Here is a 19305-nt window from a genome sequence, read left to right on the forward strand (position 1 = left end):
GCCGGGGCTGCCCCGCCCGGGAAAAGGACATGTCGCCCCCCGCCGCGGGTGGATACGCTGCGGCCATGCCGTCTCGTAGCCGTAAGAGCCGTTCCTACGACCCCGAGAAGACCCGCCGCGCACTGGTGGCGCAGGCCGGGGCCGTGGCGGAGGCGGTGCGGGGGCTGGCCCCCGAGGCGTTCCAGCGGCGGACCAGGGTCGGTGGCTGGACGGTGCGGGAACTCGTCGCGCACCTCGCCCGGCAGGTGGAGGTGATGCCCCGGGTACTGGCCGCCGAGGCCCCCGCCGCCGCGGACCTCACGCTCACCCGCTGGGCCCGCTCGACCGCGAGCCTGGCCGACCGGCTGGACGCGGACACCCGCGAGGCGGCGGACGAATCCCCGGACGTGGCGGACCGGTTGACCCGCGCCGTGGCGGCCCTGGAAGCCGCTGTGGCCGGTCCGCTACCGGACCGGCTGGTCCGCATCACCCTGGGCTCGCTGACCGCCGCCGACTTCGCGGTGACCCGGCTGGTCGAACTCGTCGTGCACACCGACGACCTGGCCGACGCCACCGGCCTCGACATCCCCGTCGACCGCCAAGCGCTGGCCGCCACCACCCGGCTGCTCGCCGACGCGCTCGCCGAGGCCGCGCCCGGCAACTCCGTCGAACTCCGGGTTCCGCCGTTCGCCGCCGTGCAGTGCGTCACAGGGCCGCGGCACACCCGCGGCACCCCGCCGAACGTGGTGGAGACCGATCCGCTGACCTGGATCCGGATGGCCACCGGCCGTCTCACCTGGGCGGAGGCGCTGGATTCCGCGCGTCTGTCGGCCAGCGGAGAGCGGGCCGATCTCTCCGGGTACCTGCCGGTACTGGGGTGACCTGGCGTTCCGCGCAGGTCACCCTGCGGGTTTCGATCGATCCCCGGTTCGGACCATCGGGGGGCCTGCCCTAGACTCGGTCTCGTGCCACGTGGTGACGGACGACTCAACCACGATCTCCTTCCCGGCGAGAAGGGCCCCCAGGACGCTTGCGGCGTCTTCGGCGTCTGGGCCCCGGGTGAAGAGGTCGCCAAGCTCACCTATTTCGGGCTGTACGCCCTGCAGCACCGCGGACAGGAGTCCGCGGGCATCGCAGTGAGCAACGGCTCCCAGATCCTGGTCTTCAAGGACATGGGCCTGGTGTCCCAGGTCTTCGACGAGACCTCCCTCGGCTCCCTCAAGGGCCACATCGCCGTCGGTCACGCGCGCTACTCGACCACCGGCGCCTCGGTGTGGGAGAACGCCCAGCCGACCTTCCGGGCGACCGCCCACGGCTCGATCGCCCTGGGCCACAACGGCAACCTGGTCAACACGGCCGAGTTGGCCGAGCTGGTCGCCAAGCTCCCGCAGGGCGACGGCCGGGCCACCAACGTCGCGGCCACCAACGACACCGACCTGGTCACCGCGCTGCTCGCCGGGCAGACCGACGACGACGGCAAGCCGCTGCCCGTGGAGGACGCCGCGCAGCGCGTACTGCCGCAGGTCAAGGGCGCGTTCTGCCTGGTCTTCATGGACGAGCACACGCTCTACGCGGCGCGTGACCCGCAGGGCATCCGTCCGCTGGTGCTCGGCCGCCTGGAGCGTGGCTGGGTCGTCGCGTCGGAGACCGCCGCGCTGGACATCGTGGGCGCCACGTTCGTCCGCGAGGTGGAGCCGGGCGAGCTGATCGCCGTCGACGAGAACGGGCTGCGCTCCTCCCGGTTCGCCGAGGCCAGGCCGAAGGGCTGCGTCTTCGAGTACGTCTACCTGGCGCGCCCGGACACCGACATCGCGGGCCGCAACGTCTACCTCTCGCGCGTCGAGATGGGCCGCAGACTGGCCAAGGAGGCGCCGGTCGACGCCGACCTGGTGATAGCGACGCCGGAGTCCGGTACCCCGGCCGCCGTCGGCTACGCCGAGGAGAGCGGCATTCCGTACGGCTCCGGCCTGGTGAAGAACTCCTACGTGGGCCGTACCTTCATCCAGCCCTCGCAGACCATCCGCCAGCTGGGGATCCGGCTCAAGCTGAACCCGCTCAAGGAGGTCATCCGGGGCAAGCGCCTGGTGGTGGTGGACGACTCGATCGTCCGCGGCAACACCCAGCGCGCACTGGTCCGGATGCTGCGCGAGGCCGGTGCGGCCGAGGTGCACGTACGCATCTCCTCGCCGCCGGTGAAGTGGCCCTGCTTCTTCGGCATCGACTTCGCCACCCGCGCCGAGCTGATCGCCAACGGCATGTCGGTCGAGGAGATCGGCAAGTCGCTGGGCGCAGACTCGCTGGCCTACATCTCCATCGACGCCATGGTCGAGGCGACCACGATCGCCAAGCCCAACCTGTGCCGCGCCTGCTTCGACGGCGAGTACCCGATGGAGCTGCCCGACCCGGAGCTGCTGGGCAAGCAGCTGCTGGAGACCGAGCTGGCGGGCGGCCCGGACGCGGCCAACGCGCTCCGCCGCCCGTAGGGCTCGTATCCCCTCAACGAAAGATCTCAAGGCAATGTCTTCAGAGACCACTGGTGCGAGCTACGCCGCCGCGGGAGTCGACATCGAGGCGGGCGACACCGCCGTCGAGTTGATGAAGGAGTGGGTGCGCAAGGCGACCCGCCCCGAGGTGGTCGGCGGACTAGGCGGCTTCGCCGGGCTGTTCGACGCCAGCGCGCTGAAGCGCTACGAGCGCCCGCTGCTCGCCTCCGCCACCGACGGCGTCGGCACCAAGGTGGACATCGCCCGCCGCATGGGCGTCTACGACACCATCGGCCACGACCTGGTGGGCATGGTGGTGGACGACCTGGTGGTGTGCGGTGCCGAGCCGCTGTTCATGACCGACTACATCTGTGTCGGCAAGGTCTTCCCCGAGCGGGTCGCCGCCATCGTCAAGGGCATCGCCGAGGGCTGTTCGCTGGCCGGCTGCGCGCTGGTCGGCGGTGAGACCGCGGAGCACCCCGGGCTGCTCGGCGTCGACGAGTTCGACGTGGCCGGCGCCGGTACCGGTGTGGTCGAGGCGGACCGGCTGCTGGGCGCGGATCGCATCCGAAAGGGTGACGTGGTCATCGCCATCGAGTCCTCCGGACTTCACTCGAACGGGTACTCACTCGTTCGCCATGTGCTGTTCGATCGGGCTGGCTGGGCGCTGGACCGGGAGGTTCCGGAGTTCGGCCGGACGCTGGGCGAGGAACTGCTGGAGCCGACCAGGATCTACGCGCTGGACTGCCTGGCGCTCACCCGCACCGCCGAGGTGCACGCCTTCTCCCACATCACCGGCGGCGGGCTGGCCAACAACCTGGCCCGGGTGGTCCCCGACGGGCTGCACGCCGTGGTCGACCGCTCGACCTGGAGCCCGGACCCGATCTTCGACCTTGTCTGCAGGTTGGGCGAGGTCAGCCGTCCGGAGCTGGAGAAGACCCTGAACATGGGCGTCGGCATGATCGCCGTGGTGCCGCCCGAGTCGGTGGACGTGGCGTTGACGACCCTCGCCGACCGCGGGGTGGACGCCTGGGTGGCGGGCGGGATCGAGGACCGCGGCGACCGTACCGAGGCGGTGGCGCTCACCGGCGACTACGCGGCCTAGGGCACCGGTAAAGGCGCACGACGAAACCCGGTCCGGGCGAGGCCCGGACCGGGTGAGCGAGACGAAGGGTCAAGCGCGGCGACGCTGTTGCGACGAGTGGTGCCCCTCGGCGTCCTCGTCATCGTCGTCTTCGTCGGTGTTGTACAGATCCGCGTACCGTGCGTACGGGTCGTTGTTCCGCTCATCGTCGTCGTGCTCCGGCTTCACCGGTCGCGTCGGCGACGATGCGCCCAGCTCCTCGGCCAGACGTGAGAGATCCGTTCCGCCGCTGTTGTACTTCAGCTGGCGGGCGACCTTTGTCTGCTTGGCCTTGGCCCGGCCGCGCCCCATGGCTCGACCCCCTCAACGGCGGGGCTCGACGGCCCCGAGTCTTGACACGCGTTCATGAATGGGAACGGTCTCCATGGCGAAGACCGGCCCGTAGGGCTTCAACGGTACCTGCTTCCGCGCCCACACGGTACGTCGCCCGCACGACGCGCGTCGAAGCAGGGGCCGTTAACGGCCCCGTCCTAGCTGGTCAGCCACGATTTTACCTTCTTTCGCGGCGGGGCGACGGCCGGGTCGTGGTACGGGTCACCCCGTCAGTCAACCGTTGGGCGCAACCAGCTCTCGGCGGGGGTGCGGTCGGCCATCCGCTGCTCGGCCAACCGGTCCGCGGCGGCGGCTGGCGGAATTCCATCGGCCGCGGCGCGTTCGAATATTGCCAAAGTTGTGTCAAAGATCTTCGTGGCCTTTGCCTTTGCCCGGTCGAAATCGAACCCGTGCAACTCGTCGGCCACCTGGATCACGCCACCGGCATTCACCACGTAATCCGGCGCATAAAGGATTCCGCGGTCGGCCAGATCCTTCTCCACACCGGGATGCGCCAGTTGGTTGTTGGCGGCACCACAAACCACCGAGGCTGTGAGGTTGCGCACACTGTCGTCGTTCAGGGCACCACCCAGTGCACACGGTGCGTAAACATCCAGCTGCGCGCCGATGAGCTCGTCGGTGCTCGCGACGGCCTCGACCCCGGGGTGCGCGGCGCGGATCCGCTCCACCGCGTCGGCCCGCACATCGGTGACCACCACGACCGCGCCGTCCGCCAGCAGGTGCTCCACCAGGTGGTGGCCGACCTTGCCGACGCCCGCGATGCCCACTCGCCGTCCGCGCAGCGTCGGGTCGCCCCAGCGCACCTGCGCGGAGGCCCGCATGCCCTGGAAGACGCCGTAGGCGGTGAGCACCGAGGAGTCGCCCGCCCCGCCGTTCTCCGGGGAACGGCCGGTGGTCCACGGGTTCTCGGCGGCGACGACGTCCATGTCGGCGACGTAGGTGCCGACGTCGCACGCGGTCACGTAGCGCCCGCCGAGCGAGGCGACGAACCGGCCGTAGGAGCGCAGGAGTTCAGGAGTCTTGTCGACCACCGGGTCGCCGATGATGACGGCCTTGCCGCCGCCGTGGTCGAGCCCTGCGAGCGCGTTCTTGTAGCTCATGCCGCGGGCGAGGTTCAGCGCGTCCTCGACGGCGTCCTCGTCGCTGGCGTACGGGAAGAAGCGGGTGCCGCCGAGCGCGGGGCCCAGGGCGGTGGAGTGGATGGCGATGACGGCCTTCAGGCCGGTGTCGCGGTCCTGGCAGAGCGCGACCTGTTCGTGTCCCCCCTGCTCCGATCGGAACAGCTTGGAGACCACGGAATCTGATGGACGTACGTCGGTCACGGTGGTGACTCCCGAGGTCGGTGAATAAGCCCTCCGGGAGGGTAGGGGAGGGCCCGTTGAACAGAAGACTAGGCCCGTTCACACGCTGTAGCGCCTGCCGTGTCATGGATCACCCCCGGGGTTGACGAAAGCCTTGCCCAGCGGGCCGGTGGATGGGAGACGGAAGGGCGGCGGGCGTGGCACGATGCGGCATACAGACGGCGACGAGGGAGCTGGTGTGGGCTGGTCTGCGGTTGCGGTGCCGTACGCCTCGTATCTGCGCGTCTACGAGCCTCTCGCGGCCTTTCCCGAGCCCGAGCGCAGCCACTGGAAGCGGTACGCCGCGGCGGGCCATCTGCCCACCGCCCAGGACGAGTTGCGCCAGTCGCTGGCCGATCTGGTGCCCGTGCCGCCGGTGCCGGTTCCGGTGCACGAGAGCCAGGACGCTTTCGTCGTGGTGGCCGACGAGGTGACCCACATCTGTCCGTGGCGCACCCGGCTGCGCGCCTGGCTGGCCCTTGAGCAGCTCCAGGAGGAACTGCCCGCCCCGGTCCTGGACGCGGTGCTGCCGCCGCTCGTACGGCGCCAGACGACCGCCGACTACGACCTGTGGCGGGTCGCCAACCCGGACGCCCGGCCGTGGATCCGATCGGCCACCTGGCATGTGCCGGTGCGCTGGTTCGTCCTTTTCGACGACGCCGAGCGGGAGTTCGAGCCGGGCGGCGTCTGCGCATCGGACGACGACGGCGACGAGAAGCGGCGCAGCGCGCCGGTGCTGCGCTACCGGGCGCCGATGGTGCAGGCGCGCCGCCGGGTGGCGCGGGGGCTGCGGGTGCTGCGGGACAGCCTGGAGGAGGGGCCGTTGATCGACGGCCTGGTGGACGTCGGCCGCTGGCTGGAGGAGTTCCACCCGCGCTCCTTGGTGGAGTTGGACTACGGCGGCCTGGTGTACGCGATTCCGGAGAGCCGTCTGGCCGGTGACCACAGCGCGGCGGAGGTGGCGGAGGGGCTCGCGGCGCTGCGCGAGGGGGACGGCGCGCGGGCCGCGGAGACCTATGCCCGGCTGACCGCCCGCTGGCGCGGGGTGCGCGAGCTGCAGTACGCGAGCTGAACGCGCGTTTGACCCGCACGTGGTGATGTGTACCCTTACCGAACGCTTATCCCGGGAACGGGGTTTGGACTGGACCTGACCGGGTCCTTGGTCCCGATCCCGGCCAATTGGGCAAGCGTGATGGAGAGCACGTTTCCCGACTCTTGCCTCCATAGCTAACCCTCGTGTCAAAATAGGACAACTTGCGTGTTCTTGTCTCGTCCCGGTCCTTTGATCTCACTGTGACTGATCGTCACGCCTGCGTGACTGTCCGTTATGGCCCGGTCCATCGGCTTCCGCCGAGCTTGAACACCTGAGAGGGCAATTCCATCGGTTTGGCCGACACGGCTGGACAGATGGTGTAGTTGTAGTGCCGAGGACAAGCCGTTCGTCCTATTACCGACTCGGCTCGCGTCCGCCATTTCGGGCAACGCGGGTCAAGGTGCAGAATTTAGAGGAAAGAACCGTGATGGTTCGGTTCTCCCGAGGAGGCCGCTCATGACCGCTCGCACCCCTGATGCCGAGCCGCTGCTGACCCCCGCTGAGGTCGCCACCATGTTCCGTGTGGACCCCAAGACGGTCACGCGCTGGGCAAAGGCAGGCAAGCTCACGTCCATCCGCACGCTCGGTGGCCACCGCCGCTACCGCGAGGCGGAGGTTCGGGCTCTGCTCGCGGGCATTCCGCAGCAGCGTTCCGAGAGCTGAAACACCCCAGTACATCCGATTCCGGGTCCCCCAGCCCGGAACGCCTAAGCACTTCCTGACCCCTGTCCCCATCAGGGTTCGCCTCTAGATCGCGTCGGACTCCGCCGGGTCCGACGCGATCTTTTTGTGTTCGAAAGCTGTTCGGGTGGCGGTGCGGCGGGAGTGCAATTTCACATATTAAATTGACGGCATACGGAAGGGGTGGAAGTTCCACCTTCTCCGCATCTCGTCTGGTGACTCCCGTCACATGTGACGGTATTGCCGTCCGATGTAGGGATGCGGTAAGGGGGGCTCTGTCGGTTTTTGGGTCAGCTGGGGGCGTCCGCACCGCGCGGTTCCGAGGGGCACCCGTCCCCCGAGGGGGCCAGCAGCGCCAGGCGCAGCAGGCGGTGGCAGATCGGGCAGTGGCGGGTCAGATGGCCCCGGCCTGCGGCGGCCGACAGATGGGCGCGGAGCAGCGCGCGGGTCTCGTGTCGCGGGTTTCGAGCGGTCTGACGCTGCGCGTCTCCTGATACGGCTGTCGACATCGGGGTCCACCGCCTTCCGCTGGGCTTATGCCACAGGTACTCGCCGCTTCCCGGTGCGTCAAGGTCGCGGCGGCGCCAGGGTTTCGGACCCCGAACGGCAGAGTGTGAGCGGAAACGCAAAATGGCCCACATCCGAAGGATGTGGGCCGGTTGCGGTCCTGACGGGATTTGAACCCGCGGCCTCCACCTTGACAGGGTGGCGAGCACTCCAAACTGCTCCACAGGACCAGGTTTCGCAGCTCTCAGAACTTCCTGCGCTGCGATGAAGACTGTACAGCAGTGCGGGCCCCCAGGTCGAACTCGCGATTCGGCCTACGGCCAGGCCGCGTCGATCGCCTTGAGGATGCGTTTGTCGGAGACCGGATAGGCGGTGCCCAGCGCGTGCGCGAAGTAGCTGACCCGCAGCTCCTCCAGCATCCAGCGGATCTCGCGCACCTCCGGCGGCACCGGCCGCCCCGGCTTGAGGGCGGCCAGCAACTGCGCGTACTCGTCCCGCATCTCGTGGACCTTGTCCATCCGGGTGCGGTCCCGCTGGGCGCCGGTGGGCATCTGCTGCAGCCGCCGGTCCACGGCCACCAGATAGCGCAGCAGGTCCGGCAGACGGCGCCAGCCGGCCGCGGTGACGAAGCCGGGGTGGACCAGGCCCGCGAGCTGCTCCTTGACGTCGGTGAGGTTGGGCAGCAGCACCGGGCTGGTCGTCGCCTTCAGCCGCCGCTCGCACGACTGCCAGGCGGCCAGCACCTGGCGCACCTTGGCGACCGTGTCGAACGTGGTGTCGACCACATCGGCCCGCACCTTGTCGAACAGCTTGCGGAAGCCCTCCTCGTCCCATGCCGGTCCACCGTGGTCGGCGATCAGCTTGTCCGTGGCGGCGGTCACACAGTCGTCGAACAGTGCCTGCACACTGCCGTGCGGGCTGCGGGAGAGCGCCAGCTTGTCCGCGTTGGTCAGCTTGGACTGGGCGAACTTGGCGGGGTTGGAAGGCAGGTTGAGCAGGATCAGCCGACGGGTGCCGCGCCACATGGCTTCCGCCTGCTCGGCCTCGGTGTCGAACAGCTTGACGGCGACCGACTCGCCCTCGTCCACCAGCGCCGGGAACGCCCTCACCGGCTGTCCGGCCCGCCGGGTCTCGAAGGCGGCCGGCAGCGTGCCGATCGTCCACTGGGTCAGCCCGCTGCGCTGCTCGATGCCGATGGATCCGGCGGCCTTGGAGATCGCCTCCCGGGTCTTCGGCTTGAGCTTCAGCTTCAGCGCTTCGAGGTCCTTGTCCTCGGCGAGCTTGCGCCTGCGCTCGTCGACCACCCGGAAGGTCATCTTCAGGTGGTCGGGGATCCTGGACAGGTCGAAGTCCTCGGGGTGCACGTCCACCCCGACCATCCGGTGCAGCTCGTCCGCCAGCACGGTGGTCAGCGGCTCGGGGCCGGCCACCGCGCGCTCCAGGAACGCCTTTGCGTAGTTGGGCGCGGGCACGCACATCCGGCGGATCGGCTTGGGCAGCGAGCGGATCAGCTCGGTGACCAGGTCCTCCCGCAGCCCCCTGATCTGCCAGTCGAACCCGTTCGGGGTCACCTGGTTGAGCACCTGGAGCGGGATGTGCACGGTGACGCCGTCCGCGTCCGCGCCCGGCTCGAACTGGTACGTCACCTTGAACTTGAGCTTGCCCTGGCGCCAGGAGTCCGGGTAGTCGTCCTTGGTGACCGCTTCCGCCGACTCGTTGATCAGCATGGAGTGCTCGAAGTTGAGCAGTTCCGGTTCCTCGCGGCGCTTGTGCTTCCACCACGAGTCGAAGTGGGCGCCGGACACCACGTGTTCAGGTAGCCGCTCGTCGTAGAAGTCGAACAGCGCCTCGTCGTCCACCAGGATGTCGCGGCGGCGCGCCCGGTGCTCCAACTCCTCGACCTCGCCGAGGAGTTTGCGGTTGTCGTGGAAGAACTGGTGGTGGGTGCGCCAGTCACCCTCGACCAGGGCGCTGCGGATGAACAGCTCGCGGGAGACCTCGGGGTCGATCCGGCCGTAGTTGACCTTGCGCTGGGCGACCAGCGGTACGCCGTACAGCGTGACCCGCTCGTAGGCCATCACCGCGGCCTGCTTCTGCTCCCAGTGCGGCTCGCTGTAGGTGCGCTTGACCAGGTGCTGGGCCAGCGGTTCGACCCACTCCGGTTCGATCCTGGCGTTGACCCGGGCCCACAGCCGCGAGGTCTCCACCAGCTCGGCCGACATGATCCAGCGCGGCGGCTTCTTGAACAGCGCGGAGCCGGGGAAGACCGCGAACTTGGCGCTGCGCGCGCCCAGGTACTCGTTCTTGTCCGTGTCCTTGAGGCCGATGTGCGACAGCAACCCGGCCAGCAGCGAGGTGTGGACGCGCAGCGGGTCGGCGTCCTGCTCGTTGATGTGGATGTCCATCGTCCTGGCGACGGTGCGCAACTGGCTGTAGATGTCCTGCCATTCGCGTATCCGCAGGTAGTTGAGGAACTCCGAGCGGCACATCCGGCGGAACGCGGCGGAGGACAGGGTCTTCTGCTGCTCGCGGACGTACCGCCACAGGTTGAGGAACGCCAGGAAGTCACTGGTCTCGTCGGCGAACCTGCGGTGCTTCTCGTCGGCCTGCTGCTGCTTGTCGGAGGGGCGCTCGCGCGGGTCCTGGATGGACAGCGCGGCGGCGATCACCATGACCTCGCGTACGCAGCCGTTGCGGTCCGCCTCCAGGACCATCCGGGCCAGCCGGGGGTCGACGGGCAGCTGGGAGAGTTTGCGGCCGACCGGGGTGAGGCGTTTGCGGACGTCCTTCTGCTGGGGGTCCAACGCGCCGAGTTCCTCGAGCAGTTGGACGCCGTCCTTGATGTGGCGGCTGTCCGGCGGGTCGATGAACGGGAACCTGGCGATGTCTCCCAGGCCCGCGGCGGTCATCTGGAGGATGACCGAGGCCAGGTTGGTGCGCAGGATCTCGGCGTCGGTGAACTCCGGGCGGGATTCGAAGTCGTCCTCGGAGTACAGCCGGACGCAGATGCCGTCGGAGGTACGGCCGCAGCGGCCCTTGCGCTGGTTGGCGCTGGCCTGGCTGATCGGCTCGATGGGCAGCCGCTGCACCTTGGTGCGGTGGCTGTAGCGGGAGATGCGGGCGGTGCCCGGGTCGATGACGTACTTGATGCCGGGAACGGTCAGCGATGTCTCCGCCACGTTGGTGGCGAGCACGATGCGGCGGACCGCCCCCTGGCCGGGCCTTTGGAACACCCGGTGCTGCTCGGCGTGTGACAGCCGCGCGTACAGCGGCAGCACCTCGGTAGCCTGCCCATAAGCGCCTCCGGCGCGGGTCAGGTTCTTCTTGTTGAGCGCGTCCGCGGTGTCGCGGATCTCCCGTTCGCCGGAGAGGAAGACCAGGATGTCGCCCGGTCCCTCGCGCTGCAGCTCGTCCACGGCGTCGCAGATCGCGGTGACCTGGTCGCGGTCGGCGTCCTCGCCGCCCTCTTCCAGCAGCGGCCGGTAGCGCACCTCCACCGGGTACGTACGGCCGGAGACCTCGACGATCGGCGCGTCGCCGAAGTGCCGGGAGAACCGCTCCGGGTCGATGGTCGCCGAGGTGATGACGACCTTCAGCTCGGGGCGGCGGGGCAGCAGCTGGGCCAGGTAGCCGAGGATGAAGTCGATGTTGAGGCTGCGTTCGTGCGCCTCGTCGATGATGATCGTGTCGTACTGGCGCAGCTCGCGGTCGGTCTGGATCTCGGCCAGCATGATGCCGTCGGTCATCAGCTTCACCAGGGTGGAGTCGCCCACCTGGTCGGTGAAGCGGACCTTCCAACCGACCGCGGAGCCCAGCGGGGTGTCCAGTTCCTCCGCGACCCGCTCGGCCACCGTACGGGCCGCGAGCCTGCGCGGCTGGGTGTGGCCGATCAGGCCCCGGACGCCGCGGCCCAGCTCCAGGCAGATCTTGGGGATCTGGGTGGTCTTGCCGGAGCCCGTCTCGCCCGCGACGATCACCACCTGGTGGTCCCTGATCGCCGCCAGGATCTCGTCCTTCTTCTGGCTGACCGGCAGCTGTTCCGGGTACGTGACGGTGGGCACGGAGGCGCGGCGCCGGGCGACCCGGGCCTCGGCCTCCTCGATCTGCGCGGCGATCTCCGCGTAGACCGCGGCGCGGGCCTCGGGCTTGCGGATCTTGCTGGCACCGTCGAGTCGGCGGCCGAGGCGGTGCTGGTCGCGCAGCGTCAGTTCGGGCAGCCGCTCCAAGAGGGCTGTCAGGGCGGGGGCAGGCGCAGTGGACATACGGCTCCCAGGATCTCACCCGCCGCGCGCGTGCCGCGAACGGGTTTCACGGCGTGCGCGACGCCCGGCCGACCGGGAGGGTGGGCGGCATGAGCCAGCAACGGGATACGGGCCGTGCACACCGGATTCGGGAGAAGTGGCACGCCTTCCGCGTGTCGCCGTTCCTGCCCGCGGTGGTGGTCACGTTCATCGTCGCGGTGGCCGCGGGGCTGTTCGCGGGCTCGTACACGTACGCCTTCGCCAACCCGACTCCGCGTCACATTCCGACCGCCGTCACCGGTGTCCCGGCCTCCGAGGTCAAGCGGGCGCAGTTCGTACAGGGCATGGAGAGGGCGCTCGGCGCGTCGCTCCGGCTGCGCCACTACCCGACCTACGCGCAGGCGCTGCACGCCGTCAACGAGCAGCAGGTCTTCGCGATCCTCCAGGAGCGAAGGGGCAGAGCGGAGCTGGACCTCTCCGGCGCGTCCGGTGCCTCCGTCGCCCAGCTGCTGGCGGAGGCGGCGCCGCGGGTCAGTTCGTCGGTCGGGGTACCGCTGGTCGTGAAGGACATCAGGCCGTTGCAGCCGGGTGACCCGCGCGGCCTGGCCGTCTTCTACATCTCGCTGGCCTCGGTGATCCTCGGCTTCATCGGCGCGGTGCAGTTGAGCGTCCACGCCAAGGAGCTCACACCGGCGGAGCGGATCGCCTTCACGGTGGCCTACTCGCTGCTCGGCGGCTTCTCGATCTGCGCGGTGGTGGACTGGGGGCTGGGCGCGCTACGGCTGCCGTTCGTGGAGTCCTGGCTGATCCTGGCGCTGACGATGTTCACCTCGGGGATGGTCTTCAGCATGTTCAACGTCCTGATCGGGCGCTGGGCGCTGCTGCCGACCTGGGGGCTGATGGTGATGCTCGGCAACCCGTCCTCGGGCGGCGCGGTCTCCTGGCCGCTGCTGCCGTCCCTGCTCGGTACCATCGGCCGCTGGCTGCCCCCGGGCGCCTCGGTCAACGCCCAGCACACCGCCGTCTACTTCCGCCACTACCAGCACCCGTTCCCGTTCGTCGTCCTCGCGGTCTGGGCCGTGGCGGCCGGCACGGTCTTCTGGGTGTGGCGGCACCGGCATCCGGGCGGGCGGTAGCACGGGTTGGGCGGGGTCTCATACGAGTGAACGGGCGACAACGACGAAGACCCCGCCGGGGCGGGGTCTTCGTCGTGCGGTGGCTGGGGCCGGGGTCGAACCGGCGACCTACCGCTTTTCAGGCGGTCGCTCGTACCAACTGAGCTACCCAGCCGCAGCGGTCCTGACGGGATTTGAACCCGCGGCCTCCACCTTGACAGGGTGGCGAGCACTCCAAACTGCTCCACAGGACCAAGCTTGTGCGAGCACTAGTCTCGCACATGGTGGTGCGTGCCCCCAACGGGATTCGAACCCGTGCTACCGCCTTGAAAGGGCGGCGTCCTGGGCCACTAGACGATGAGGGCTGATGGCCCGCCTTGGCGCGTTTTCCTGCCGCCGTCGGGGACGTGAGAAGCATATGGGATGCCGAGCGGTATCGCCAAAACGGTTTCAATGCGGGTCAGCCCCAGCCCAACTCGTGCAGCCGCGCGTCGTCGATGCCGAAGTGGTGGGCGACTTCGTGGACCACCGTCACCGCCACCTCGTGCACCACTTCCTCCGGCTCCTGGCAGTGCCGCAGGATCGGCCCCATGTAGATGGTGATCCGGTCGGGGAGCACGCCCGCGTACCACTCGCCGCGTTCGGTCAGCGGAGTCCCCTCGTACAGGCCCATCAGCTCCGGGCCCGACGGGTCGGGTTCGTCCTCCACGAAGACCGCGATGTTGTCCATGGCCTGGGACAGCTCGGAGGGGATCCGGTCGAGTGCGGTACCGACCAGCTCCTCGAACTCCTCCCGCGACATCTTCAGCACCCCGCCATTCTCCCGGACCGGCGCGCCACGGCGAGCAGGACGAGCGCCGCGGCCTGTGTCGCGGCGACGGTGACGACCAGCGCCCGCACCGAGTACCCGTACAGCGTCCCGGTGAGTGCCCCGCCGACCAGCGTGGCGGCGCCGACCACTCCGGCGAAGACGCCGTACGCGGTGGCCCGCCTGGCGGCTGGGACCAGGTCGGCGACGGTGGCCAGCAGGGTGGACTCCTGCACGCCGAGCGCCGCGCCCCAGGCCAGCGCAGCGCCCACCGCCACCGCGACCGTGCCGGTGAACGCCAGCGCGGGCACCGCCGCGGTCATCAGCGGCAGCGCCACCAGCGCCCGCGCCCCGATCCTGTCGTACGCCCAGCCGGTGGCCAGCGCGCTCGGCGCGTCGGCCAGCATCACCCCCGCGTACAGCATCGGCACCGCCGCGACCGGCAGCAGGGCGCGGTGCACCAGGTGGTACGAGAGCACGCCGAACGTGGCCAGACCGCAGGTGGTGACCCCGGTGAAGGCCGCGTACAGCCAGAACGCGCGGGGCAGCGGCGCCGAGGGCGCCTCGGCGGGCGCCGGCGGTGTCGGCTCGTACGCCGCCGGGGCCGGGGCCCGGGCCCGCAACCACAGCAGTACCGCCAGTGCGGCGGCGCCCGGCGCGGCCAGGACCAGCAGCGCGGGCGCGTAGTCGCCGCCGGTGGCGGCCAGTACTCCGGCCACGGTCAGCGGCCCGATCAGCGCGCCGGTCTGGTCCAGCGCCTGGGCCGCCGCGAAGCCGCGGCCGCGCCCGGTGGCGGCGCTGCGTGCGAGAGCAGGGTGTCCTTGGCCGGGCCGCGCACGGCCTTGCCCCCCGCCCGGCGACCACCAGCCCGCAGGCCGCCCACAGCGTGCCCACCACGCCCAGCGGCGGCACGCTCACCACGGTCAGCAGGTACCCGGCGATGGTGACCGTCCAGAACCGCCGGGTGCGGTCGGCCAGCGGCCCGGACACCAGCCGCAGCCCGAGCGCCGCCGCGTCCCCGGCGCCGGTGACCACGCCGATCACCGCCGCCGAGCGAGCCCAGCAGCGGTCCGGTGACCGGGCGGGCGCACTCGTAGACGAAGTCCGCCAGCAGGCTGACGACGCCGAAGGAGACCACGAAGCGCCAGGGAGGCAGCGCGGCCCTGGCGGCGGTCATCCCCGGCTCATCCCCACAGGACCCGGGCCAGCCCGGCTCCGGCGAAGGCGGCGGTGACCCCGGCGACCACGCTGGCCACCACGTTCGCCACGGCGAGCAGTCGCGCGCCCTGCTCGGCCAGCCGCAGCGTCTCGTAGCTGAACGTCGAGTACGTGGTCAGCGCCCCGCACAGGCCGGTGCCGAGGAGCAGTTGCAGCCGCGAGGACGCGGCTCCCGCCGCGGCCGCGCCGGTGAGCGTGCCGAGGACCAGACAGCCGACCACGTTGACGGTGAACGTCCCCCAGGGGAAGACCGTGTCGTGCCGGGACTGGACCGTGCGGTCGGTCAGATAGCGCAGCGGGGCGCCGACCACCGCTCCGGCGATCACCAGTAGCCAGTTCACCGCCGCTCCTCGTTTCCCACGTACCGGATGACCTCGCACTCGTCGAGGGTCACCAGGCCCTCCGAGACCAGTTCGTCGAGTTGCGGCAGGAAGGCCCGTACCCGCTCCTCGGTGTCGACGATCACCACGGCCACCGGAAGGTCCTCGCTGAGCGACAGCAGCCGTGAGGTGTGGATCAGTGAGGACGCGCCGAAGCCCTCGACTCCCTTGAAGACGGAGGCGCCGGCGAGCCCGGCGGCGTGCGCGCGGTGCACGATCTCGCTGTGCAGCGGCCGGTGGTGCCAGGTGTCGTTCTCCCCGACGTAGATCGTCACCCGCAGCGCGGGACCGGTCAGTCGCATCGTGCCTCCCGCCAGTCGAGGAAGCGTCGGGTCAACGCCGCCGCCGTCCACACCGATACCAGGGCGGCCACCGCCGTCCCGGTCAAGTAGCCCAGCGCCACGCCGATCTGACCACGCGTCAGCAGCCGCTGTGTGTCGACCGCGTAGGTGGAGAAGGTGGTGAACCCGCCGAGCACGCCGGTGCCGAAGAACGGCCGCACCAGACGGTGTGCCGAGACCCCCTCGGTGATGACCACCATGAAGACCCCGATCACCGCGCAGCCCACCGCGTTGACCAGCAGCGTGGTCCACGGGAACGTCCCGTGCCCGGTCGGCCACAGCAGCGAGGCGCCGTAGCGGGCGCACGCGCCGAGCGCGCCGCCGAGCGCGATCACCGCGAGGGCGGGGAGCTGGCCGCGCAGCGGCGACCGGCGGATGGGCGGGGAGGGGGTGAACCGCGGACCGGGCTGGTGCGCGGTCGGGGTCTTCGGCCCGGTTCCTGGCATGGACGCTTCCGCCTCCACGTACGCCTCCTACTCGCGCGGCGCCCCCTGGTGTGCGGGCGCGCTCCATCGGCAAGTAGGGACCGTTGGCGGCCGACACCGCGGTTCGGGTACGGCGGGCCCCACCGCCGCGCGGCCGCCGTGGACCGGGCGGACCGCTTTTCCCACCCTAACGGGATGCCGTCCGGCGCACCCGACGTGCTCCCGTGTCCTCCGGCCGGGGGAATGCGTTGGGTAGGCCGTGACTCGACTTTCCGCGCGGGCCCGCAGGGCCGCCGCCGCGCTGCCGTTGGTGTTCCTGCTCGCCGGGACCGCGGGTTGTCTGCGGTTCTCCGAGCCCGGCCGTCCGCAACCGCATGGCTCGACGGCTCCCTCGGCCGGTGCGGGCAGCGCGAGCGCGGACCCGCACGACGACGCGGCCCGGACGCGCGGGGCGCTGCCGGGCGTGCCCGGGGACGCCTCGGTCTCGCCGGGCGCGGCTTCGGTGCAGGCGGCGGCGCCGTCCGCGGGGCACCCGGCGGACCAGCCCGCCCCCGCGGGGCCCGGACGGCCGCCCTCCGGGCAGCACGGCCCGGCGCCCCGGCCGTCGTCGGAGCGGCCGAGCCCGCCTGCGGGGCCGCCGCCGGTGTCCAGCCCGGTGTCCACCCCGACGCCGACGCCTCCGCCGTCCACCGGCGGGGCCTCGCCCTCGCCGGGCGCGCAGCCGAAGGCGGGGGGCTGAGACGGCGGCTCCGGATGTCACGCCGCTCACCCCGGCTGGAAGGCGATTTGGCGTTCGGGGCAGTCTGTCGGTATGGTGGTAGATCGTTTGCCCCATTTCCCCGGCGCCACACCGAAGCGCGCCGTGCGGCGCGTTCCTTGACTCCTGTGGCTGACCGCATCGAGGCGGTTGTAAGCAACCTGCGGAGCTGGCGCGTGCCCAGTCTCCGAGAGGTTCAGCTTCAGCATGTCCATTGACACTGCCGACCGTTCTGCCATGCCCGAGAACATCGAGGTCGACACCGCTTCCGAGGAAGCCCCCAGCATCACCTTCGCGGACCTCGGGCTGCCCGAGCAGATCGTCCGCAAGCTCGCGCAGAACGGTGTGACCACCCCGTTCCCGATCCAGGCCGCCACCATTCCGGACGCCCTGGAGGGCAAGGACATCCTGGGCCGTGGTCGTACCGGCTCCGGCAAGACCCTGTCGTTCGGTCTGCCGCTGCTGACCACGCTCGCGGGCGGCCGCACCGAGCAGAAGCGCCCGCGCGGTGTGATCCTCACCCCGACCCGCGAGCTGGCGATGCAGGTCTCCGACGCGCTCCAGCCGTACGGCGACGTGCTCGGGCTGAAGCTCAAGGTGGTCTGCGGCGGCACCTCGATGGCCAACCAGATCTACGCGCTGGAGCGCGGCGTCGACATCCTCGTCGCCACCCCGGGCCGGCTGCGCGACCTGATCGACCGCGGCGCCTGCGCCCTCGACCAGGTGCGGATCGCGGTGCTCGACGAGGCCGACCAGATGGCCGACATGGGCTTCCTGCCCGAGGTCACCGAGATCCTCGACCTGGTGCCGGCCGGCGGCCAGCGGCTGCTGTTCTCCGCGACGCTGGAGAACGAGATCGACACGCTGGTCAAGCGGTACCTGGTGAGCCCGGTCACGCACGAGGTCGACCCCTCGGCGGGCGCGGTCACCACCATGACCCACCACGTGCTGGTCGTGAAGCCGAAGGACAAGGCGCCGGTCACCGCCGCCATCGCCGCCCGCAAGGGCCGCACGATCATCTTCGTCCGCACCCAGATGGGCGCCGACCGGGTCGCCGAGCAGCTGCGCGACGCGGGCGTACGGGCGGACGCGCTGCATGGCGGCATGACCCAGGGCGCGCGCACCCGCACGCTGGCCGACTTCAAGGACGGCTATGTGAACGTGCTGGTGGCGACGGACGTCGCCGCACGCGGCATCCACGTGGACGGCATCGACCTGGTGCTGAACGTCGACCCGGCCGGTGACCACAAGGACTACCTGCACCGCTCGGGCCGTACCGCCCGCGCGGGTCAGAGCGGCACCGTGGTCTCGCTCGCCCTGCCGCACCAGCGCAAGACCATCTTCCGCTTGATGGAGGACGCGGGCGTCGAGGCGTCCCGCCACATCGTCGGCGGTGCGGGCTCGTTCGACGAGGACGTGGCCCGGATCACCGGCGCCCGCTCGCTGACCGAGGTCCAGGCGGACGCGGCCTCGAACGCGGCCCAGCAGGCCGAGCGCGATGTCGCCGAGCTGACCCGCGAGTTGGAGCGGGCGCAGCGCCGGGCGACCGAACTGCGCGAGGAGGCCGACCGGTTGACCGCCCGCGCGGCGCGCGAGCGCGGTGAGTCGGTCCCCTCGGCCCCCTCGGCCCCCTCGGACGATGAGACGGAGCAGCCGGAGGCGGTTGTTCCGGCGCAGGCCGCCGCGCCGGTGGAGGAGCGGCGTGAACGCCGCAACGAGCGGGGCGAGTTCGAGCGCCGGGGCGACCGCGAGCGGTCGGAGCGTCCGGCCCGGTCCTCGTACGAGCGGCGGGAGGAGCGCGGCTCCTCCTACGAGCGGCGCGACGACCGGCGGCCGGTCAACCGGGACCGCGACCGGGACCGGTCCTTCGACCGCCGCGACGACCGCCGTCCGTTCAACCGCGACGAGCGCCGTGATGACCGGCGCGACGACCGACGCCCGTTCAACCGGGACCGTCGTGACGACCGTCCGGCGTTCAACCGGGACGACCGCGAGCGCCGCCCGTTCAACCGGGACCGTCGCGACGAGCGCCCGGCGTTCAACCGCGACGACCGCGAGCGCCGCTCGTTCGACCGCCGGGACGACCGGGGCGGTTTCAACCGCGACCACCGCGAGCGCCGTGACCACCGGGGCAGCGACCGCCCGTTCAACCGGGACCGTCGCGACGACCGTCCGGCGTTCAACCGGGACCGTGACGACCGCCGCCCGTACGGCCGTCGGGACGACCACCGGGGCGCGTCCGGCACCGGCGCCCGTGGCTTCGACCGCCGCGCGGACAAGCCGCGTTGGAAGCGCAACGGCTGACGGCGGTAGCTGACCGAGACGAACCCGGACGATGTACACCATCGTCCGGGTTCGTCGTTTTGTACCCGCGGGGCACGGCCCGCCTGGGCGGTAACGGTCTGGTTTCATACCTTTAAATTCCGGCCACGCTGCTTTGGAACCACCAGCGCGGGGAAA

General features: G+C 70.7%; 18 protein-coding genes and 4 tRNA genes. 8 read left to right on the forward strand and 14 right to left on the reverse strand.

Translation table 11 applies throughout. The features are described 5' to 3' along the window. Window positions 1–65 precede the first annotated feature (65 nt). The 3 genes from O5O46_RS29450 to purM all read left to right on the forward strand — a co-directional run bounded on the left by O5O46_RS29450 (window position 66) and on the right by purM (window position 3567). Window positions 66–860, forward strand: a complete 795-nt coding sequence (locus O5O46_RS29450; protein WP_269858670.1) for a maleylpyruvate isomerase family mycothiol-dependent enzyme — start codon at window positions 66–68, stop codon at window positions 858–860. An 84-nt stretch (window positions 861–944) separates the two neighbouring features. Continuing rightward, window positions 945–2462 carry an amidophosphoribosyltransferase gene (gene purF / locus O5O46_RS29455; RefSeq protein ID WP_269858671.1) on the forward strand — a complete coding sequence of 506 codons (1518 nt, stop codon included), beginning with the start codon at window positions 945–947 and terminating at the stop codon, window positions 2460–2462. 34 nt (window positions 2463–2496) lie between these two features. Beyond that, complete coding sequence (gene purM, locus O5O46_RS29460) at window positions 2497–3567, forward strand: phosphoribosylformylglycinamidine cyclo-ligase (RefSeq protein WP_269858672.1); 1071 nt, start codon at window positions 2497–2499, stop codon at window positions 3565–3567. 69 nt (window positions 3568–3636) lie between these two features. Here purM and O5O46_RS29465 read toward each other — a convergent pair whose 3' ends face one another. After that, window positions 3637–3897, reverse strand: a complete 261-nt coding sequence (locus tag O5O46_RS29465; RefSeq protein ID WP_269858673.1) for a DUF3073 domain-containing protein — start codon at window positions 3895–3897, stop codon at window positions 3637–3639. Between the two features lie 251 nt (window positions 3898–4148). After that, complete coding sequence (locus O5O46_RS29470; RefSeq protein ID WP_269858674.1) at window positions 4149–5261, reverse strand: Leu/Phe/Val dehydrogenase; 1113 nt, start codon at window positions 5259–5261, stop codon at window positions 4149–4151. Between the two features lie 217 nt (window positions 5262–5478). Here O5O46_RS29470 and O5O46_RS29475 point away from each other — a divergent pair, with 217 nt between their 5' ends. Further along, window positions 5479–6351 (forward strand): hypothetical protein, encoded by an 873-nt coding sequence (locus O5O46_RS29475; RefSeq protein WP_443072653.1) that lies wholly within the window; start codon window positions 5479–5481, stop codon window positions 6349–6351. A 477-nt stretch (window positions 6352–6828) separates the two neighbouring features. Then, window positions 6829–7035 carry a developmental transcriptional regulator BldC gene (bldC, locus tag O5O46_RS29480; RefSeq protein WP_003980577.1) on the forward strand — a complete coding sequence of 69 codons (207 nt, stop codon included), beginning with the start codon at window positions 6829–6831 and terminating at the stop codon, window positions 7033–7035. 308 nt (window positions 7036–7343) lie between these two features. On the opposite strand, the gene O5O46_RS29485 is transcribed toward bldC, so the two are convergent. The 3 genes from O5O46_RS29485 to hrpA form a co-directional block, all read right to left on the reverse strand. Continuing rightward, the gene (locus O5O46_RS29485; RefSeq protein WP_269858676.1) at window positions 7344–7562 is read right to left on the reverse strand and encodes a DUF6274 family protein; all 219 of its coding nucleotides are present in this window, start codon (window positions 7560–7562) and stop codon (window positions 7344–7346) included. A gap of 153 nt (window positions 7563–7715) precedes the next feature. Next, a tRNA-Asp gene (locus tag O5O46_RS29490) sits at window positions 7716–7790 on the reverse strand. Between the two features lie 84 nt (window positions 7791–7874). Then, a complete protein-coding gene (hrpA, locus tag O5O46_RS29495; protein WP_269858677.1) occupies window positions 7875–11822 on the reverse strand; it encodes an ATP-dependent RNA helicase HrpA in 3948 nt (1315 codons plus the stop codon). An 89-nt stretch (window positions 11823–11911) separates the two neighbouring features. On the opposite strand from hrpA, the gene O5O46_RS29500 reads away from it, so the two are divergent. After that, window positions 11912–12937, forward strand: coding sequence for an ABC transporter permease (locus O5O46_RS29500; protein WP_269858678.1), 1026 nt, complete (start codon window positions 11912–11914; stop codon window positions 12935–12937). An 80-nt stretch (window positions 12938–13017) separates the two neighbouring features. Here O5O46_RS29500 and O5O46_RS29505 read toward each other — a convergent pair. The 9 genes from O5O46_RS29505 to crcB (O5O46_RS29545) all read right to left on the reverse strand — a co-directional run bounded on the left by O5O46_RS29505 (window position 13018) and on the right by crcB (O5O46_RS29545) (window position 16109). After that, window positions 13018–13091: transfer RNA gene (locus tag O5O46_RS29505), tRNA-Phe, on the reverse strand. A 4-nt stretch (window positions 13092–13095) separates the two neighbouring features. After that, window positions 13096–13170: transfer RNA gene (locus O5O46_RS29510), tRNA-Asp, on the reverse strand. Window positions 13171–13208: 38 nt separating this feature from the next. Further along, a tRNA-Glu gene (locus tag O5O46_RS29515) sits at window positions 13209–13281 on the reverse strand. Between the two features lie 95 nt (window positions 13282–13376). Further along, window positions 13377–13727 (reverse strand): metallopeptidase family protein, encoded by a 351-nt coding sequence (locus O5O46_RS29520; RefSeq protein ID WP_269858679.1) that lies wholly within the window; start codon window positions 13725–13727, stop codon window positions 13377–13379. Beyond that, window positions 13721–14443 carry a hypothetical protein gene (locus O5O46_RS29525; RefSeq protein WP_333482433.1) on the reverse strand — a complete coding sequence of 241 codons (723 nt, stop codon included), beginning with the start codon at window positions 14441–14443 and terminating at the stop codon, window positions 13721–13723. Before O5O46_RS29525 ends, O5O46_RS29520 begins: the two co-directional genes overlap by 7 nt. A 14-nt stretch (window positions 14444–14457) precedes the next feature. Beyond that, the gene (locus O5O46_RS29530) at window positions 14458–14901 is read right to left on the reverse strand and encodes a hypothetical protein (protein WP_269858680.1); all 444 of its coding nucleotides are present in this window, start codon (window positions 14899–14901) and stop codon (window positions 14458–14460) included. 7 nt (window positions 14902–14908) lie between these two features. Then, window positions 14909–15283, reverse strand: coding sequence for a fluoride efflux transporter CrcB (gene crcB / locus O5O46_RS29535; RefSeq protein ID WP_269858681.1), 375 nt, complete (start codon window positions 15281–15283; stop codon window positions 14909–14911). Then, window positions 15280–15624, reverse strand: a complete 345-nt coding sequence (locus O5O46_RS29540; RefSeq protein ID WP_269858682.1) for a DUF190 domain-containing protein — start codon at window positions 15622–15624, stop codon at window positions 15280–15282. The genes crcB (O5O46_RS29535) and O5O46_RS29540 overlap by 4 nt, the downstream gene beginning before the upstream one ends. Continuing rightward, entirely contained in the window at window positions 15615–16109 is a 495-nt protein-coding gene (crcB, locus tag O5O46_RS29545; protein ID WP_269858683.1) for a fluoride efflux transporter CrcB, read from the reverse strand. Before crcB (O5O46_RS29545) ends, O5O46_RS29540 begins: the two co-directional genes overlap by 10 nt. 238 nt (window positions 16110–16347) lie before the next feature. Between crcB (O5O46_RS29545) and O5O46_RS29550 the strand changes: the two genes are divergently transcribed. Together O5O46_RS29550 and O5O46_RS29555 are read left to right on the forward strand one after the other, a co-directional pair. Next, window positions 16348–16827 carry a hypothetical protein gene (locus O5O46_RS29550; protein WP_269858684.1) on the forward strand — a complete coding sequence of 160 codons (480 nt, stop codon included), beginning with the start codon at window positions 16348–16350 and terminating at the stop codon, window positions 16825–16827. 225 nt (window positions 16828–17052) lie between these two features. Beyond that, window positions 17053–19149, forward strand: coding sequence for a DEAD/DEAH box helicase (locus tag O5O46_RS29555; protein WP_269858685.1), 2097 nt, complete (start codon window positions 17053–17055; stop codon window positions 19147–19149). The last annotated feature ends 156 nt before the right edge of the window (window positions 19150–19305 follow it).

It is taken from the genome of Streptomyces sp. RPT161 (assembly GCF_027533845.1).
GTDB classification, from domain to species: domain Bacteria; phylum Actinomycetota; class Actinomycetes; order Streptomycetales; family Streptomycetaceae; genus Streptantibioticus_A; species Streptantibioticus_A silvisoli_A.

Coding starts and splice junctions, on each gene's coding strand:
- hrpA (WP_269858677.1), bottom strand. CDS start 11,822: ATGTCCACTGCGCCTGCCCCCGCCCTGACAGCCCTCTTGGAGCGGCTG.
- crcB (WP_269858683.1), bottom strand. CDS start 16,109: ATGCCAGGAACCGGGCCGAAGACCCCGACCGCGCACCAGCCCGGTCCG.
- O5O46_RS29485 (WP_269858676.1), bottom strand. CDS start 7,562: ATGTCGACAGCCGTATCAGGAGACGCGCAGCGTCAGACCGCTCGAAAC.
- O5O46_RS29450 (WP_269858670.1), top strand. CDS start 66: ATGCCGTCTCGTAGCCGTAAGAGCCGTTCCTACGACCCCGAGAAGACC.
- O5O46_RS29530 (WP_269858680.1), bottom strand. CDS start 14,901: ATGACCGCCGCCAGGGCCGCGCTGCCTCCCTGGCGCTTCGTGGTCTCC.
- bldC (WP_003980577.1), top strand. CDS start 6,829: ATGACCGCTCGCACCCCTGATGCCGAGCCGCTGCTGACCCCCGCTGAG.
- purM (WP_269858672.1), top strand. CDS start 2,497: ATGTCTTCAGAGACCACTGGTGCGAGCTACGCCGCCGCGGGAGTCGAC.
- O5O46_RS29500 (WP_269858678.1), top strand. CDS start 11,912: ATGAGCCAGCAACGGGATACGGGCCGTGCACACCGGATTCGGGAGAAG.
- O5O46_RS29540 (WP_269858682.1), bottom strand. CDS start 15,624: ATGCGACTGACCGGTCCCGCGCTGCGGGTGACGATCTACGTCGGGGAG.
- O5O46_RS29465 (WP_269858673.1), bottom strand. CDS start 3,897: ATGGGGCGCGGCCGGGCCAAGGCCAAGCAGACAAAGGTCGCCCGCCAG.
- O5O46_RS29555 (WP_269858685.1), top strand. CDS start 17,053: ATGTCCATTGACACTGCCGACCGTTCTGCCATGCCCGAGAACATCGAG.